General features: G+C 71.6%; 11 protein-coding genes and 3 pseudogenes. 4 read left to right on the top strand and 10 right to left on the bottom strand.

Features of this window, described 5'->3' with window-relative positions; translation table 11 throughout:
* Positions 1-118 precede the first annotated feature (118 nt).
* The 5 genes from rfbC to ACWGJB_RS21980 form a co-directional block, all read right to left on the bottom strand.
* On the bottom strand, positions 119-712 hold the full coding sequence (rfbC, locus tag ACWGJB_RS22000; protein ID WP_453381818.1) for a dTDP-4-dehydrorhamnose 3,5-epimerase: 594 nt from the start codon (positions 710-712) through the stop codon (positions 119-121).
* 5 nt (positions 713-717) lie between these two features.
* Positions 718-2,739 (bottom strand): glycosyltransferase family 2 protein, encoded by a 2,022-nt coding sequence (locus ACWGJB_RS21995; protein WP_453381817.1) that lies wholly within the window; start codon positions 2,737-2,739, stop codon positions 718-720.
* Between the two features lie 149 nt (positions 2,740-2,888).
* A complete protein-coding gene (locus tag ACWGJB_RS21990) occupies positions 2,889-3,473 on the bottom strand; it encodes a hydrolase (protein WP_453381816.1) in 585 nt (194 codons plus the stop codon).
* 8 nt (positions 3,474-3,481) lie between these two features.
* Complete coding sequence (locus tag ACWGJB_RS21985) at positions 3,482-4,894, bottom strand: MFS transporter (protein WP_453381815.1); 1,413 nt, start codon at positions 4,892-4,894, stop codon at positions 3,482-3,484.
* On the bottom strand, positions 4,891-5,328 hold the full coding sequence (locus ACWGJB_RS21980) for a MarR family winged helix-turn-helix transcriptional regulator (protein WP_453381814.1): 438 nt from the start codon (positions 5,326-5,328) through the stop codon (positions 4,891-4,893). Before ACWGJB_RS21980 ends, ACWGJB_RS21985 begins: the two co-directional genes overlap by 4 nt.
* Before the next feature lie 89 nt (positions 5,329-5,417).
* Here ACWGJB_RS21980 and ACWGJB_RS21975 point away from each other — a divergent pair, with 89 nt between their 5' ends.
* On the top strand, positions 5,418-5,930 hold the full coding sequence (locus tag ACWGJB_RS21975) for a metallophosphoesterase family protein (protein WP_453381813.1): 513 nt from the start codon (positions 5,418-5,420) through the stop codon (positions 5,928-5,930).
* A 109-nt stretch (positions 5,931-6,039) separates the two neighbouring features.
* Here the strand turns inward: ACWGJB_RS21975 and ACWGJB_RS21970 are convergent.
* From ACWGJB_RS21970 to ACWGJB_RS21960, 3 genes and pseudogenes are all read right to left on the bottom strand, one after another.
* Positions 6,040-6,291, bottom strand: a pseudogene (locus ACWGJB_RS21970) (hypothetical protein); the annotation flags it as partial.
* Positions 6,292-6,468: 177 nt separating this feature from the next.
* Positions 6,469-7,575: an XdhC family protein gene (locus tag ACWGJB_RS21965; RefSeq protein WP_453381955.1), complete on the bottom strand. Its 1,107-nt coding sequence runs from the start codon at positions 7,573-7,575 to the stop codon at positions 6,469-6,471.
* A gap of 96 nt (positions 7,576-7,671) precedes the next feature.
* Positions 7,672-8,007, bottom strand: a pseudogene (locus tag ACWGJB_RS21960) (VWA domain-containing protein); the annotation flags it as partial.
* Positions 8,008-8,208: 201 nt separating this feature from the next.
* Here ACWGJB_RS21960 and ACWGJB_RS21955 point away from each other — a divergent pair.
* Both ACWGJB_RS21955 and ACWGJB_RS21950 read left to right on the top strand, forming a co-directional pair.
* Positions 8,209-10,299, top strand: coding sequence for a GTP-binding protein (locus tag ACWGJB_RS21955; protein ID WP_453381812.1), 2,091 nt, complete (start codon positions 8,209-8,211; stop codon positions 10,297-10,299).
* Positions 10,300-10,382: 83 nt separating this feature from the next.
* Positions 10,383-12,239, top strand: coding sequence for a cellulase family glycosylhydrolase (locus ACWGJB_RS21950; RefSeq protein WP_453381811.1), 1,857 nt, complete (start codon positions 10,383-10,385; stop codon positions 12,237-12,239).
* A 62-nt stretch (positions 12,240-12,301) separates the two neighbouring features.
* Here ACWGJB_RS21950 and ACWGJB_RS21945 read toward each other — a convergent pair whose 3' ends face one another.
* Positions 12,302-13,549 carry a YncE family protein gene (locus ACWGJB_RS21945; protein ID WP_453381810.1) on the bottom strand — a complete coding sequence of 416 codons (1,248 nt, stop codon included), beginning with the start codon at positions 13,547-13,549 and terminating at the stop codon, positions 12,302-12,304.
* A 173-nt stretch (positions 13,550-13,722) separates the two neighbouring features.
* Between ACWGJB_RS21945 and ACWGJB_RS21940 the strand changes: the two genes are divergently transcribed.
* Positions 13,723-14,388 carry a TetR/AcrR family transcriptional regulator gene (locus ACWGJB_RS21940; RefSeq protein ID WP_453381954.1) on the top strand — a complete coding sequence of 222 codons (666 nt, stop codon included), beginning with the start codon at positions 13,723-13,725 and terminating at the stop codon, positions 14,386-14,388.
* A gap of 23 nt (positions 14,389-14,411) precedes the next feature.
* Here the strand turns inward: ACWGJB_RS21940 and ACWGJB_RS21935 are convergent.
* Positions 14,412-14,660, bottom strand: a pseudogene (locus ACWGJB_RS21935) (glycosyltransferase); the annotation flags it as partial.
* Between the last annotated feature and the right edge of the window lie 41 nt (positions 14,661-14,701).

The raw sequence follows: 14,701 nt of genomic DNA, 5'->3' as shown, positions 1-14,701 counted from the left end.
AGCCCCACACCGCGAGGACACACACCCCCGCCCCCCCCCCCACACACCCCCCCCCCCCCCCCCCCCCCCCGCCCGGGGGGGCGCCCCCCCCCCCGCCCCCCCCCCCCTCGGGGCGCGTTCAGTCCCGCAACCGCTCGTAGTACGCCAGGCAGTCCGCGTAGGTCGGCAGCAGCCCCGACGCCTCCGCCTCGGCCAGGGTGGGTGCCTCGGCGTCCTTCTCCGACAGCACCGGCTCCAGGCCCTCGGGCCACTCGATGCCCAGCGCGGGGTCGAGCGGGTTGATGCCGTGCTCACGGCCCGGCGCGTACCCGGCCGAGCACAGGTACACCACCGTGGCGTCGTCGGTCAGCGCCATGAACGCGTGCCCGAGGCCCTCCGAGAGGAACACGGCGTGCCGGTTCTCCTCGTCCAGCCGGACCGCCTCCCAGCGGCCGAACGTGGGGGAGCCGACCCGGATGTCCACGACGACGTCCAGCACGGCCCCGCGCACGCACTTGACGTACTTGGACTGGCTCGGCGGCACGTCGGCGAAGTGGACGCCGCGCAGCACGCCCCGCCGGGAGACCGAGCAGTTGGCCTGGGCGAGGTCGAGGTCGTAGCCGAGGGCCTCACGGAACTCCCCGGCCCTGAACCACTCGTGGAAGCTGCCCCGGTCGTCGGGGAAGGCCTTGGGCTCCTGGACCCAGGCGCCTTCGATGTCCAGCGGTCGCACGGTTCTTACTTGCCTTCCTGTCGTGCGGGCTTGCCCTTGCCGAGGGCCCTGACCAGTGCGCGGCGCACCGGCAGCGGGAGCTTGCGGGCGAGGCGGCGGGCCGCGCTCGGCCTCGGCTTGGCGGCGGGCCTGGGCGCGGCCGCCGCGGGCTTCTTCGGGGCCGACTTGACCACCTTCAGGCCCTCGGGGGCGTTGCGGACGACGAGCGGCAGCGTGAAGAAGCGCGGCTCGGTCGCGTCCGCGACCAGGCACAGCGCGAGCCGCCAGCCGCCCTCCTGGAGCGAACGCACCGGCAGTGGGGCGTCCAGCACCGCTCCGCCGCTCCCGGCGGGGGACAGTGTGGCCGGCACCTCCAGCACCTCCGCGGCGGGCTTCGGGCCGGTCAGCCGGACCGAAGCCTTGACGTCACCGGCCACATGGAACGGCAGCACGGCGCGCAGTCGGTCGCCCGCCACGGTGAAGTCCTCGGGCCGGAAGGCGCCGAACCCCAGCCGCTTGCCCGCCATGTCGACGTCGAGCGCGAAGTTGTCCTTGACCGTCCAGTACGGCAGCACCCGGAGGCCGCCGACCACACCGGGCGACGGCATCGCGGGGAACGGCTCCCTGGACACCGGGAACAGCCGGTGCTCCCGGGTCCAGCCGCCGATGGTCAGCCGGACGAACGCGTCCCACAGGCCGGCCGGCAGCGGGGTGCCGCTGGCGGCGGTGGCCGGGTCCACGGTGGCGGTGGCCCTGACCACGAGCCGGACGCGGCCGGGCTCGCCCTCGACGGGCAGCGTCTCGCGGGTGAGCTGGACCGGCTGGAAGAACTGCGCGTGGGTCTCGCGCTCGCGCATCATCAGGTCGACGTTGGCCTTCCCGAAGCGGGCGGCGGTGCCACGCTCCAGCCAGGCGACGGCGTCGGCGACGGTCTCCGGCGGCCCGTCGAGCGGTACGGCGGCGGTGTCGGCCGGGTAGGTCTTGGGCGCGCCGTCCGCGGTGTACTCGGCCGTGAAGTCGATCTTCAGCGCGCCGCCGTCCCAGGTGACGCTCTCCAGAGCCGTCGAGGGGCCGATGGAGGCCTCCCACTCGGCGACCGCGAGCACGTCCTCGTAGCGGCCGGCGCCGGCCAGCTCGGTGACCACCCGGTGGGCCGGCTCCAGCAGGGCGAACACGGAGGGGCCCATGCGCTCGGCGATCACCTTGTGGATCTCGTCGAAGAGCTCCCTGCGGTAGTCGTCCGGCAGCTTGAGGAAGCGCTTGCCGCGCAGCCGCTCGCCCATCTCGCTGCGCAGCCAGCGGCGGAACATCCGGTCGCGCGTGGGGCCGGGCTCGGTGTAGCGCTCGACGACGTCGAGGGCCTCACGCAGGTTGGCGAAGTAGCCGACCGGGTCGAAGCGCTGGAAGCCGGCGTTGGAGGCGTCGTCGCGCTTGAGGTGGTAGTAGCAGACGTAGTCGCCGAGCACGGAGATGTTCGACGCGCGCAGGTACGCCTCGGCCACGAAGACATGGTCCTCAAGGCGTCGGCGGCCCTCGGGGAAGCGCAGCCCGATGCGGTCCAGGAAGGACCGGCGCAGCATCTTGTGCGGGGTGAGGCTGTCCATCAGCGGGGCGTTGTCGACGGTGGCCCGCGGGTGGTTGTGACGGAACAGCTCCACGGGCACCGGGCGGCCCTTGCCCGCCATCTTGCCGATGATCAGGTCGGCCTCGTTCTCGACGCCGTAGTCGTACATCCGCTCCAGGGCCTCGTCGCCGAGGAAGTCGTCGTTGTCGACGAACATCACGAACTCGCCCTTGGAGGCCTCGATGCCGACGTTGCGCGGCTTGCCGGACCAGCCGGAGGGCTCCTGGTGGATGACGTGGATGTGCGGGTGCTCGGCCGCGAGGGCGTCGAGCCGGGCCGGGGTCCCGTCGCTGGAGCCGTCGTTCACGAAGATCACTTCGTACTCGTCGCGCGGCAGTGACTGCCGCAGCATCGACGCGATGCAGTCCTCGATATAGGGCCCCGGATTGTAGACAGGGACGACAACACTGACCTTGACCGGCATCCGGCTTCCTAGCCCCCTGGATAAGCCGTCCATTCTTCTGGACGGCACGTACATGTGGCCGAATGCTAACCCGGTCTTGCCCTCAGGTGTGTCTCATCCCTTGGTCAAGACCGGGTCGTGAAGGGTCAGCCGTGCGTCAAAACCCCTGATCAGCCGTGGGTCTTGGCGAGCAGCTCCAAGACCTCGGCCGTGCTGCCGGACTCACCGAGCCGCGGGAAGATCCGCTCCACGCTGCCGCGGTGCGCCTCGGGGTCGGCGTCGGCCATGGCGTCCGTGGCGAGCGTCACGTGGTAGCCGTGCGCGTAGGCGTCGCGGGCGGTGGACTCCACGCCGATGCTGGTGGCGATGCCGGCCAGGACGATCTGGGTGACGCCCCGGCGGCGCAGCTGGACGTCCAGGCCGGTGCCGTGGAAGGCGCTCCAGTTGTGCTTGGTGATGTGGATGTCGCCGTCATGGCCGGAGAGCTCGTCGACGACGATGTCCCAGCCCTCCGGGAAGGCGAGACCGCGCGGCTGCCGCTCGGTGCGGCCCGGGACGGCGTCGGCACCGTCTGCGGCGAAGGACACCCGGACCAGGACCACGGGCAGGTTCTGGGCGCGAAAGGCGTCGGCGAGCTCGACGCTGCGGGCCACGACCTCGGCTCCGGAGTACGGCTGGGTGGGCATGCCCACGATGCCCTGCTGGAGGTCGATGACGACAAGGGCGGTACGCGGGTCGAGGGTGCTCAAAGACATGAGGTGGATCAGGCCTTTCGGGGGGCTTGACGGGGTTGGGGGGTGAGCCGGGCCAGGGAGCGGTCCGGCAGGGTGATCGCCAGCAGCAGTGCGGAGCCGGCGAGCATGAACAGGGCCAGGCCGTGCAGCCCGCCCGTGTCGGCGCGGTGCGGGAAGAACGCCGCGGTGGCGGCGGAGGCACCCAGCGCGCCGAGGTACATGAAGGTGCGCAGCAGTCCGGCGGCGGAGCCGACCCGGTCCTTGTCGGCCTGCCGGTACAGCGCGTTCTGCGCGGCGAGGCCGAGCAGGCCCTGCGGTATGCCCAGCAGTGCTCCGGTGCCGAGCAGCACCCAGAGCGGGCTCTGCGCGTCGAACATCAGCAGGGCCGCGCAGCCCGCGATCTGCAGCACGGAGCCGGCCAGCACCTTGGTGCGGATCGCCTCGCGGCGGCCGGTGAGCGTGGAGACGACCAGCGCGGCGACCGACAGCGGCAGGAGCACCAGCCCCGCGGTGGAGGCGCTGAGCCCGCGGCCCTCCTCCAGCCACTGCGTGTAGCCGTACAGGACGGAGTAGGAGGTGACGTTGCCGAGGAACTGCCGTACATAGGTGGCGATGAGGGGGCCGTTGCCGCCGAGGACACGCAGGTCGACGAACGGGTCCGGGACACGCAGCTCCCGGGCCCCGAAGGCGGCGGCCGCGAGGAGCGTCAGGGCCGGCAGGTACCAGCGGTCGAGCCGCGGGTCCATCAGGAAGAGCATCAGGGAGACCAGCAGGACGGCGAAGAGGGCCATGCCGGGGAGGTCCATGCGCCGGCGCCGTTCGGCGGGTTCGGCCTTCGGCAGCCACAGCACGCCCAGGACCAGGCAGGCCGCCGAGAGCGGCACGTTCACGGTGAACACCAGGTGCCAGCCGCCTGCGCCGATCAGCAGCCCGCCCAGCGTCGGGCCGATCACGGACACGGTCTGCGCGGACACGGCGAGCGCGGTGAGCACCCCGGCCGGGCTGTCCTGCCCGGTGCGTTCGGCCTCGCTCCGGGTCAGCCGCATGGCCGCCGGGAAGGCCGCCGACGTGCCGAAGCCGAGCAGCACCCGGGAGGCGACCAGCACGCCCAGTGAGGGGGCCAGCGCGCCCATCAGGCCGGCCACCCCCACCAGGGCCGTGGCGACGAGGTAGAGCCGGCGCGGCCCGTACACGTCCACCAGCCGGCCGATCACCGGCTGGCCCACGGCCGTCGCCAGGTAGAGCGCGGAGACCAGCCACACCGTCTCGGCGGGCGGGGCCCCGAAGGCGATGCCGATGGGCACCAGGGCCACGGCGATCATCGAGGAGTTGATCGGGTTCAGTACGGAACCCAGGATCATCGGCGCGATCAGCCGCCGGTCGAAACCGGCGGGGGCCGGGCGGGTGTCCTGCGGGGTGCGTCCGGTGAGCCTCGGTATCACGGCCGGGAGAGCCGTTCCAGCAGTTCGAACGCGGTGAGCATGGTCTGGCGCTCCTCCTCGGTGTAGCGCTCCTGGAAGGCGCGGGCCAGCCACTCGTCGCGCACCTGACGGTTGCCCTCGACCCGGGCCTGCCCGGCCTCGGTGAGGGTGACCAGCTGGCGGCGGCCGTCGGTGGGGTCGGGGCTCCGGCGGATCAGCCCCTGCTGGTCGAGAGCGGCCAGCGTGGTCGCCATCGACTGCGGCCGCACCCCCTCGGCGGAGGCCAGCGCACTGGCCGTGGCGGCACCGTGCTTGGAGACCAGGGTGAGCGCCGACTCCTGGGACGGGGTGAGGTCCGCGTCCTGCGCGACCTCCCGGATGCGGCGACGCAGTCTGCTGAACGCCACGCGCAGATTGCGCGCCGTGCGGGTCGCGGAGTCCGAGATCTCAACCATGCGGGCCACCCTAGGACCGTCAGTGAAAACTGTCCAGTCGGAACTGTTAAGTTCGGCTGAAGATCCCGTGGGGTCGTTAGGCTGGCCAGGTGCGCCTGCTCCTCACCTCCGACACGCACCTCCGGGTGCGCGCCAAGCGGCTCCCGGACCAGCTCCTCGCCGAACTTCCGCGCGCGGACGTCGTCCTCCACGCCGGCGACTGGGTCGACGAGGCCACGCTCGACCTGCTGGAGAGCCGCAGCCGCCGGCTGATCGCGGTCTACGGCAACAACGACGGCCCCGGCCTGCGCGCTCGGCTCCCCGAGGTCGCCTACGCCGACCTGGGCGGCCTGCGCTTCGGGGTGATCCATGAGACCGGTGCCGCCCAGGGCCGCGAGGCCCGCTGCGCCGCCCGCTTCCCAGACCTGGACGTCCTCGTCTTCGGGCACAGCCACATCCCCTGGGACACCACGGCCCCGGCCGGCCTGCGCCTCCTCAACCCCGGCTCACCCACCGACCGCCGCCGCCAGCCGTACTGCACCTACCTCACCGCGACGGTCGCCGACGGCGCCCTGACGGAGGTGACCCTCCACCGGCTGCCGCCCCGCCGGCCGACGCCGTGACAGCATGCGCGGATGATCTCCGACTCCGGCATACCCGATGCCGTTCCCGCGGGCTGATCGGCCGGAACGCCGTGGACCACGCCGGAGCCGGAGGGCGACCCGGGACCCGTCAGGGGGCGATCCCCACCCCGTCGATCCTGCTCCACCGCTTCTCCTGAGCCGCCGTCATGGCGGGCCAGCGCAGTCCGCCCGGTCGCGGGCGGACCCGGGAGGCGTAGGAGGCGGGGCGGAAGTCCGGGTCGTAGAAGCAGCCCGTGGGGTAGGTCCGCTCGAACGCGGCGCACGGGCCCGTGATCGTCCTGGGCGTCGGCTTCCGGCCCGTGCGCACCCAACCGTCCAGTGCCGCGATCGAGTTGGCGTAACGATGTCCCGGAACGTGAAGACCGCGAACCGCAGAGGCGACTCCAGGGCGCGCTCGGGGACACCGGTGACGGCGAGGATGTCGTCGAGGTTGTGCACGGCGGTCACGGCGGCCCCCGCGGCGGCCCGCTGCACCGGCCGTCCTGTCACCGCCAGGTCGACTCACTCCGCCCGGCGGTCAGTGCACGGCGGCCGTGTGGATGGCCCCGGTGGTCGTCGTCAGGGGCGCTCCGCTGCCGCCCCAGCGCAGGGCGACGATCTCGGCGGCGACGGACACGGCGACCTCCTCGGGGGTACGGGCGCCGAGGTCGAGGCCGAGCGGTGAGCGCAGCCGGGACAGTTCGGCCTCGGTGAGCCCGGCCTCGGACAGCCGGGCGCGCCGCTCCTGGTGGGTCCTGCGGCTGCCCATCGCCCCGATGTAGGCGGCCGGTCGGCGCAACGCCTCCTCCAGCAGCGGCACGTCGAACTTCGGATCGTGGGTGAGGACACAGATCACCGTGCGGTCGTCGGTCGCGGTGCCGCGCAGATAGCGGTGCGGCCAGTCCACGACCACCTCGACGGCGGCCGGGAAACGCTTGGGCGTGGCGAAGGCCGGGCGGGCGTCGCAGACGGTGACCCGGTAGCCGAGGAAGTCACCGATGCGGGCCACCGCCGCCGCGTAGTCGATCGCCCCGAAGACCAGCAGCCGCGGCGGCGGCGCGAACGACTCCAGGAACACCGTCACCGCGTCCTCGCGGCGCTCCCCGTGCGGGCCGTAGTGCCGCAAGGCCGAGGCGCCGAGCGCGAGTTCACCACGCGCGTCCGCGGTGACGGCGACGTCGAGGCCGCTCGCGCCGAGCGTGCCCGCCGCCCGGCCGGGCCATACGGCGAGCGTGGCACCGCGCGGTGCGGGCCCGTCCACCACTGTGGCCACGGTCACCGCCTCGCCCGCGGCCACCGACGCGGCCACCGCGCCGAACGCCGGGTCCGACGCGGCGGTCACCGGCCGCACCAGCAGGGTGATCTCGCCGCCGCAGGTCAGCCCCACCGCGAACGCGTCCTCGTCGCTGTAGCCGAAGGTCTGCAGCCGCGGCTCGCCACTCGCCACCACCTCCTGCGCCAGTTCGAACACGGCGCCCTCCACACAGCCCCCGGAGACGCTGCCCACCACTTCGTCGCCCGGCCCCACCGCCATGGCCGCGCCGGGCCCCCGCGGCGCGCTGCGGCTGACCGCGACCACCGTGGCCAGCCCGAACGGGATCCCGGCCGCGTGCCAGCCGGCCAGTGTCGGCAGAATCTCACGCACGTTCCGCTCCCTTCCCCGAAGCCGCGTCCGCCCGCGTCGGGCGCACCACGGCCGCCGGCCGCTCCGGCGCCGCCCGGCTGGGCCCTCGAGGGTTGTGCCCTCGGCGAAGGCGTCGACGCTGGGCAGCGCCGCCGGCGTCCCGGCCGCCGGCGGTGCGTGACCGGGCCGCGCTTCGCGGGGGTTCGCCCACACCACATGGTGGGCCAGGGCGTGCGGCCGGCGCATCTGCTGTCCGAGCGGCTCGGGATCGCCGCGCTCCCAGCCGCCCGAGAGCGGCACGACGACCGCGCCCCGCGCCATCTCGCCCCGCCCCCACCGGTTCGGGAACTGCGGTCGGTGCCGTTGCCGGAGCGGATCAGCGGGGCGTCGTCCGCCGGCGCTTTCGCCAGGTCGAGGACACCGTCCACGTTCAGCTCGCCTGATGCGGATCACTCCATGGCCGGGCTCTGGAGGCCCGCGAGCGCTGGGCCGGGGCTGTCGTTGAACGTTAATCCATTGCCGTCGGGTCAGGTGCCCTGCTGCACTTCTCCCTGACCTGATGACCCGACGGCCCACCGAGAGGACCACCGATGCGCGCTGCGTGCATGTCCGCCCAGGAAGGAATCCCACCCATGCCGAAGGACATCACGCTCAGTGCATCTGCTCAATCTCGGAATTCTCGCCCATGTCGACGCAGGTAAGACCAGTCTGACCGAACGGCTGCTGCACGCGGCCGGGGTCATCGACGAGATCGGCAGTGTCGACGCCGGCAGCACCCGGACCGACACCCTCGCCCTGGAGCGGCAGCGCGGTATCACGATCAAGTCCGCGGTCGTGTCGTTCCCCCTCGACGGGGTGACCGTCAACCTCATCGACACCCCGGGGCACCCGGACTTCATCGCCGAGGTGGAACGGGTCCTCGGGGTGCTGGACGGCGCGGTCCTGGTCGTCTCGGCCGTGGAGGGCGTCCAGGCCCAGACCCGCGTGCTGATGCGGACGCTGCGGCGGCTGCGCATCCCCACACTGGTCTTCGTCAACAAGATCGACCGGCGCGGCGCCCGGCACGAGGCCGTGCTCGCCCAGCTCTCCCGCAGACTCGCCGTCCCGCTGGTCCCGATGGGCCGACCGGTCGCGCTCGGCACCCGCGCCGCCCGCTTCGAGCCCGGCCTCGCCCCGGGGGCGGTGGATGTGCTCGCCGACCACGACGACGCACTGCTCGCCGCCTATCTGGACGGCGGGGTCCCCGACGGCCGGCTGCGCGCCGCGCTCGCCGACCAGACCCGGCGGACCCAGGTCCACCCGGTGTACTTCGGCTCCGCCGTCACGGGCGCCGGGGTGCCCGAGCTGATCGCGGGCGTCGAACGGCTGCTCCCCGCCGCCGACGGTGACCCGGCCGGACCGCTGTCGGCCACGGTCTTCAAGGTCGAACGCGGCCCGGCGGGCGAGAAGATCGCCTACGCGCGCATCTTCACCGGCGTCCTACGGGTCCGCGACCGCATTCCCTTCGGAGGCGGCGGCCGGGAGGCGGCTGAGGGCCGGGAAATGCGGACGGGCCGGTCGGCCGGAGCCCGTGAGGGGGACCTGGTGGCAGGCGCCCGCGAGGAGAACCGGGCTGCCGGCGAGGCCCGGCCCGGCCGGCCGGAGGGTCGGATCACCGCGCTGAGCGTTGCCGAGCGGGGCGCCGACCTGCGGCAGGACAGTGCCGGTGCCGGGCGGATCGTCAAGGTGTGGGGGCTCGGCGGCATCCGCGTCGGCGATGCGCTCGGCGTGCCCGGACGGGGGTACGAGCACCACTTCGCACCCCCGACCCTGGAGACCGTCGTCGTCCCGGGACCGGTCACCGACCGGCGCGCCCTGCATGTCGCGCTCACCCAGCTCGCCGAGCAGGACCCGCTGATCGACGTCCGGCACGACGAGGTACGGCAGGAGACCTCCGTCTCCCTCTACGGCGAGGTGCAGAAGGAGGTGGTCCAGGCGACCCTCGCCGACGAGTACGGCCTCGACGTCACCTTCCGGGAGACGACCACCATCTGCGTCGAACGGCTCACCGGCACCGGAACCGCCGTCGAGTTCAACAAGAAGGACGGCAACCCCTTCCTGGCGACGGTCGGCCTGCGGGTGGAACCGGCCCCGCCCGGCACGGGCGTCGGCTTCCGGCTGGAAGTGGAGCTGGGCTCGATGCCGTACGCCTTCTTCAAGGCCGTCGAGGACACCGTGCGCGAGACCCTCGGCCAGGGGCTGCACGGCTGGCGGATCCCCGACTGCACGGTGACCATGACCCACTCCGGCTACTCGCCCCGGCAGAGCCATGCCCACCAGGGTTTCGACAAGAGCATGTCGAGCACGGGCTACGACTTCCGGGGGCTGGCCCCGCTCGTGCTGACCGAGGCGCTGCGCCGGGCCGGCACCCGGGTGCACGAGCCGATGCACCGGTTCCGGCTGGAGGCGCCGGCGGACACGCTGGGCGCGCTGCTCCCGGTGCTCACCCGGCTCGGCGCGTCACCTCAGCAGACCAGGACGCAGGGGCCGCTCTGCCTGCTGGAGGGAGCGGTGCCCGCCGGCCGGGTGCACCGGCTGGAGCAGTTGCTGCCGGGGCTGACCCGGGGCGAGGGCGAACTGGAGAGCGCGTTCGACCACTACGCCCCCGTCTCGCGCGGAACGGTCCCCGAACGCCCACGGACCGATCACAACCCGCTCAGTCGGAAGGAGTACCTGTTGAACGTGACGGGTCGAGTGGGTGGCTGAGTCCCAAGTGCCAAGCAGGTATTCAACTTACCCATGAGTCAGAAGTATTGACGGTGTCCGGAAATCACCAGACTGTAGTGGACATGACTACTGTCCGGGCGCGTTTGATCGTTGTCCTGGTTGTCCTCTGCGGATTCCTCGCGGTGGCGGGCGCTCCGTCCGCCACCGCGGCCACCCCGTCCGACTCCCTCTGGTTCGACGGCGCCTCGCTCACCGTGCAGAACGGCCGTTTCGTCGACGGCCAGGGCCGTGAGGTGGTGCTGCGCGGCTACAACGTCTCCAGCGAGACCAAGCTGGAGGAGAACGGCGGCCTGCCGTTCGCCTCCGTCGCCGACGCCAAGAAGTCCGCCACCGCACTGCGCGCCCTCGGCGGCGGCAACTCCGTGCGCTTCCTGCTCTCCTGGGCGCACGCCGAACCCGCCGAGGGCCAGGTGGACACCGCCTACCTGGCCGCCGCCACCGCGCAGATGCAGGCGTTCCTGGACACCGGCATCCGCGTCTTCCCCGACTTCCACCAGGACCTGTACTCTCGCTACCTGTTCAACTCGGGCAGCTGGTACACGGGCGACGGCGCCCCCGAATGGGCGGTGGCGCTCGGGAACTACCCGGCCGAGTCCTGCGGCATCTGCCTGTTCTGGGGCCAGAACATCACCCAGAACACGGCCGTCCAGGAGGGCCAGTACGACTTCTGGCACAACAACTACGGCCTCCAGGACGCCTTCCTGGCCACCGCCCAGACCACCATGGCCTACCTGGCCCAGCATCTGACGTCCGACGAGTTCGCGGGCGTCGTCGGCTTCGACCCCTACAACGAGCCGTACGCCGGCTCCTACGACTCCGGCCAGACCTCCCGCACCTGGGAGCAGAACCTGCTGTGGCCCTTCTACCAGAAGTTCCGGGCCCGGATGGACGCGGCCGGCTGGAGCGCCAAGCCCGCCCTGGTCGAGCCCAACCTCTTCTGGAACGCCAACATCAGCACCCAGAAGCAGGAGGGCGGCCTGCTGGACGCGGGCACGCTCGGCTCGCGCTATGTCTTCAACACCCACTTCTACGACCAGAAGGCCATCTCCGGCATCCTGATGTGGGGCAACGCCTCCGACGGCCAGTACAGCACCGACTTCGGCACCGTCCGCGACCGCGCCTCGGCCGCCGGAACCACGGCGGTCGTCAGCGAGTTCGGGCATCCGCTGTCCGGCACCACCGCGGGCAAGGCGCCGACCGTCGACAAGGCCATGTACCAGGCCCTCGACTCCCGCCTCCCCGGGTCCACCTGGTGGACCACCCCGGCGTCCTCCGGTCCGGTGCTCTCCGGTACCCAGTGGCAGTGGGACATCTACAACGGCCGCCATCACGAGCTGATGAACGACAACCCCGACAAGGTCCTCACCTCCGGTGACGCCTGGAACGACGAGGATCTCTCGGCCGTCGCCATGAACGACTCCGGCACGGTTACCCTCCGGCAGGACGCCAGACTCCTCGACCGGATCTACCCGGGCGCCACCTCCGGCTCCACCCTCGCCTTCACCTACGAGGACCGCTCCCGGGACGGCTCCACGACCCTGACCTGGAACCCGGTGCCCAGTTCGCTGCCGAACGTGGCCGCGCTGGTGGGCTCCGGCCAGTACGCCGTCCAGGTCTGGCGCTCCGGCAGTGCCACCGCACCCACCGAACTCCACCTCCCGGCCTCCTTCCCGACCGCGTCCACCACGGTCGTCTCGGATCTGGGAACCGTCTACGCACCCCCGTCGTACACGTCCTCGACCCCGGTCGGTGTGGCGGTCGAACCGGGTGGCACGGGCAGCCGCCGACTGCTGCTCAGTGACTCGGACTCCGGCGTGCTGCACTTCGCGCTGGTGACCAACGGGGCGACCTCGCCGGGCTCCACCCTGCTGAACGCGGCCAAGTCCGAGCTGGCCGCCTGGGTGGCGGCGAAGTTCTGACAACGCGCTTCGGCCTCCGGGACGCCGTGCGACCCCGGAGGCCGAAAGTGCCTGAGAGTCCGTCAATTCGAGGACGGCCCCGTCCAGCCGGCCTGCACATGGCCGAGCCGGACGCGCTGCGGGTGGTCGCCGACCGCGACCGAGGTCACCTTCTCGCCGGTGGCGAAGTCGATGGCCGTCACCTGGTCGGCGCCGCTCTCGGAGATGACGCAGTCCTTGCCGTCACCGCTCACCGTGGCCCAGTACGGGGTCGACGCGGTCACGAGCGGACCCTCCTGCAGGGTGGCCCGGTCGACGACGGTCGCGTAGTTGTCCATCGTCCCGGCGACGCACAACTTGGTCCCGTCGGGGCTCATCGAGATGCCGTGATGGCGCGAGTCCAGCAGCCAGGTGGTGCGGTCGGTGCTGGTCGCCGGGTTCTCCGGCAGCGTCTTCACCCGGGTGATCTTGTCGGTGGCGACGTCGTACTCCAGGAAGCCGTTGAAGAACGACACCTGGAAGTACAGTTTCGACCAGTCCGGGGTGAACGCGGCGGGCCGCACCGCGTCGGAGAAGTTCGTCAGGCCGATCGCGTCCAGCCGTTCGCGCATGTCGATCGTCCGGACGGTCTTGTAGGTGGTGGCGTCGACGACGGTGATGTGCCGGTCGCCCTTCGTCCAGTCCCATATCGGGTCGTCGAGCGAGGTCGTGACCTCGCCGATCGACATGTTCCAGATGTACTTGCCGCCGTTCGTGAAGACGTTCTCGTGCGGCTTGTCACCGGTGTCGAACTCGCCCAGTTCCTTACCGGTGTTGATGTCCAGCACCTGCACCTTGTTCGCCGTGGACGCCGAGACCGCGACCTTGGTGCCGTCGGGGGAGACGGCCATGTGGTCGGCGCGATAACCTGCCACCGGGAAACGCCAGTTGACCGTGTCTGTGGCCAGGTCGATGGAGACGACGTCGGCGAAGCTCGGACGGGAGACGACCACGGACTTGCCGTCCGGCGTGGAGTACATGTCGTCGGCGTACTGGTCGTGTCCCTGACCGACCTCGTTGCGGATGGACGTGTAGTAGATCCACTTGATCGGGTCGGCGTTGATCTCGGCGATCCGCTGGTCCTTGTCGGGAATGACGTTGATCTGGCCGACCTTGGCGAAGTCTCCGGACGAGTTCAGTACGGTCGCGGTGCCGTCCCAGTTGTTGCCGACGAACAGCACTTCGCGCAGGGAGGCGTCGGCCGCGGCGGTGGCGGCTGTCGCGGGTGCGGCGACGGTCAGGACGAGGGCGGCGGCTACGGAGCAAAGGTGCCTGGGTCTGAAAGCAGGCATGACTGCTCTCTCCTCTGAGGGGGGTGTGGGGGTGCGCGCAGGCCAGGGGTCTTGGAATCTGAACACGGCTGCGTTCAAAGTGAACTTACTGAAAAGTAAGGAGAGGGCGCCTTACTCCACAAGAGGCGTACACGACAAAATTGGCCATCGGGCGAATGACGGAGGGGACAACCTTGGCGGGCAGGCTCAAGGCACCGACGGGACGCTACGGCGGCCGGTCCGCCGAGGAACGCAAGGCCGAACGGCGTCGGCGCTTCCTGGATGCGGCCCTTCAGCTCTTCGGCGACACACCGGGATTTCGCGCCACGACCGTCGCCGCGCTCAGCCAGGCGGCCGGCCTGTCGACCCGTCAGTTCTACGAGGAGTTCCACACCCTGGAGGACGTGCTCGCCGCGCTGCATCTGGAGGTCAACGCATGGGCCGAGGAGGCGGTGACGGACGCGTTCGCGGAGGCGCAGCTGCTGCCGCTGGTGGAGCGGGTGACGGTGCTGTTCCGCGCGTATGCCCGTGACGTCACCTCAGATCCACGCCGCATCCGCATCGCCTTCGTCGAGATCATCGGCGTCAGTCCGCGGCTGGAGGAGCAGCGGCTGGCGCGGCGGGCGCGGTGGGTGGAGCTGATATGCGGTGAGGCGAACGCGGCCGTTGCGCGGGGGGACGCGGCGCCCCGGGGCTATCGGTTGGCGGCGACGGCCTTTATCGGCAGCGTGAACGGGTTGCTGCACGACTGGAGCGCGGGGTGGGTGGACGCCAGTCTGGATGAGGTCGTGGAGGAGCTGGTGCGGTTGCTGGTGGGGATGTTGCGGCCGGAGGGGTGGGTGTCGGGGGGCTCCCGGTAGCTGTTCGTCTGCGGGTGTGGGTGGATCGGGGCCAGTGAGCCGGACGGCAGCAGTACGTCGCTCGACCGCGCCGCCGCGACCAGGCCGTCCGTCATCCGCCCGACCAGCCGCCGGGCCATCTCCACCATCCTCAGCAGCTTGCCGGGCCCGCTTACGCTGCGATGCAGCCCGCGCCCCGCGAGGACTCCAGCTCGGTCCGGGGATCCACCGGGAGGGGGGAAAGCCACCCCGGAACCTTCGACGAGCCCCGCTGCGCGCACGACCGGCAGTATGGCGGCGTGCGGGCCATCATGCGGTGAACGCCCATAGGGGA

The organism is Streptomyces sp. NPDC054813 (assembly GCF_053611365.1).
This window is presented reverse-complemented; position numbering and strand designations above follow the sequence as displayed.

Bases quoted from the DNA above. Each gene is read 5' to 3' on its own strand.
- ACWGJB_RS21995 (WP_453381817.1), bottom strand. From the start codon at position 2,739: ATGCCGGTCAAGGTCAGTGTTGTCGTCCCTGTCTACAATCCGGGGCCC.
- ACWGJB_RS21990 (WP_453381816.1), bottom strand. From the start codon at position 3,473: ATGTCTTTGAGCACCCTCGACCCGCGTACCGCCCTTGTCGTCATCGAC.
- ACWGJB_RS21980 (WP_453381814.1), bottom strand. From the start codon at position 5,328: ATGGTTGAGATCTCGGACTCCGCGACCCGCACGGCGCGCAATCTGCGC.
- ACWGJB_RS21950 (WP_453381811.1), top strand. From the start codon at position 10,383: ATGACTACTGTCCGGGCGCGTTTGATCGTTGTCCTGGTTGTCCTCTGC.
- ACWGJB_RS21945 (WP_453381810.1), bottom strand. From the start codon at position 13,549: ATGCCTGCTTTCAGACCCAGGCACCTTTGCTCCGTAGCCGCCGCCCTC.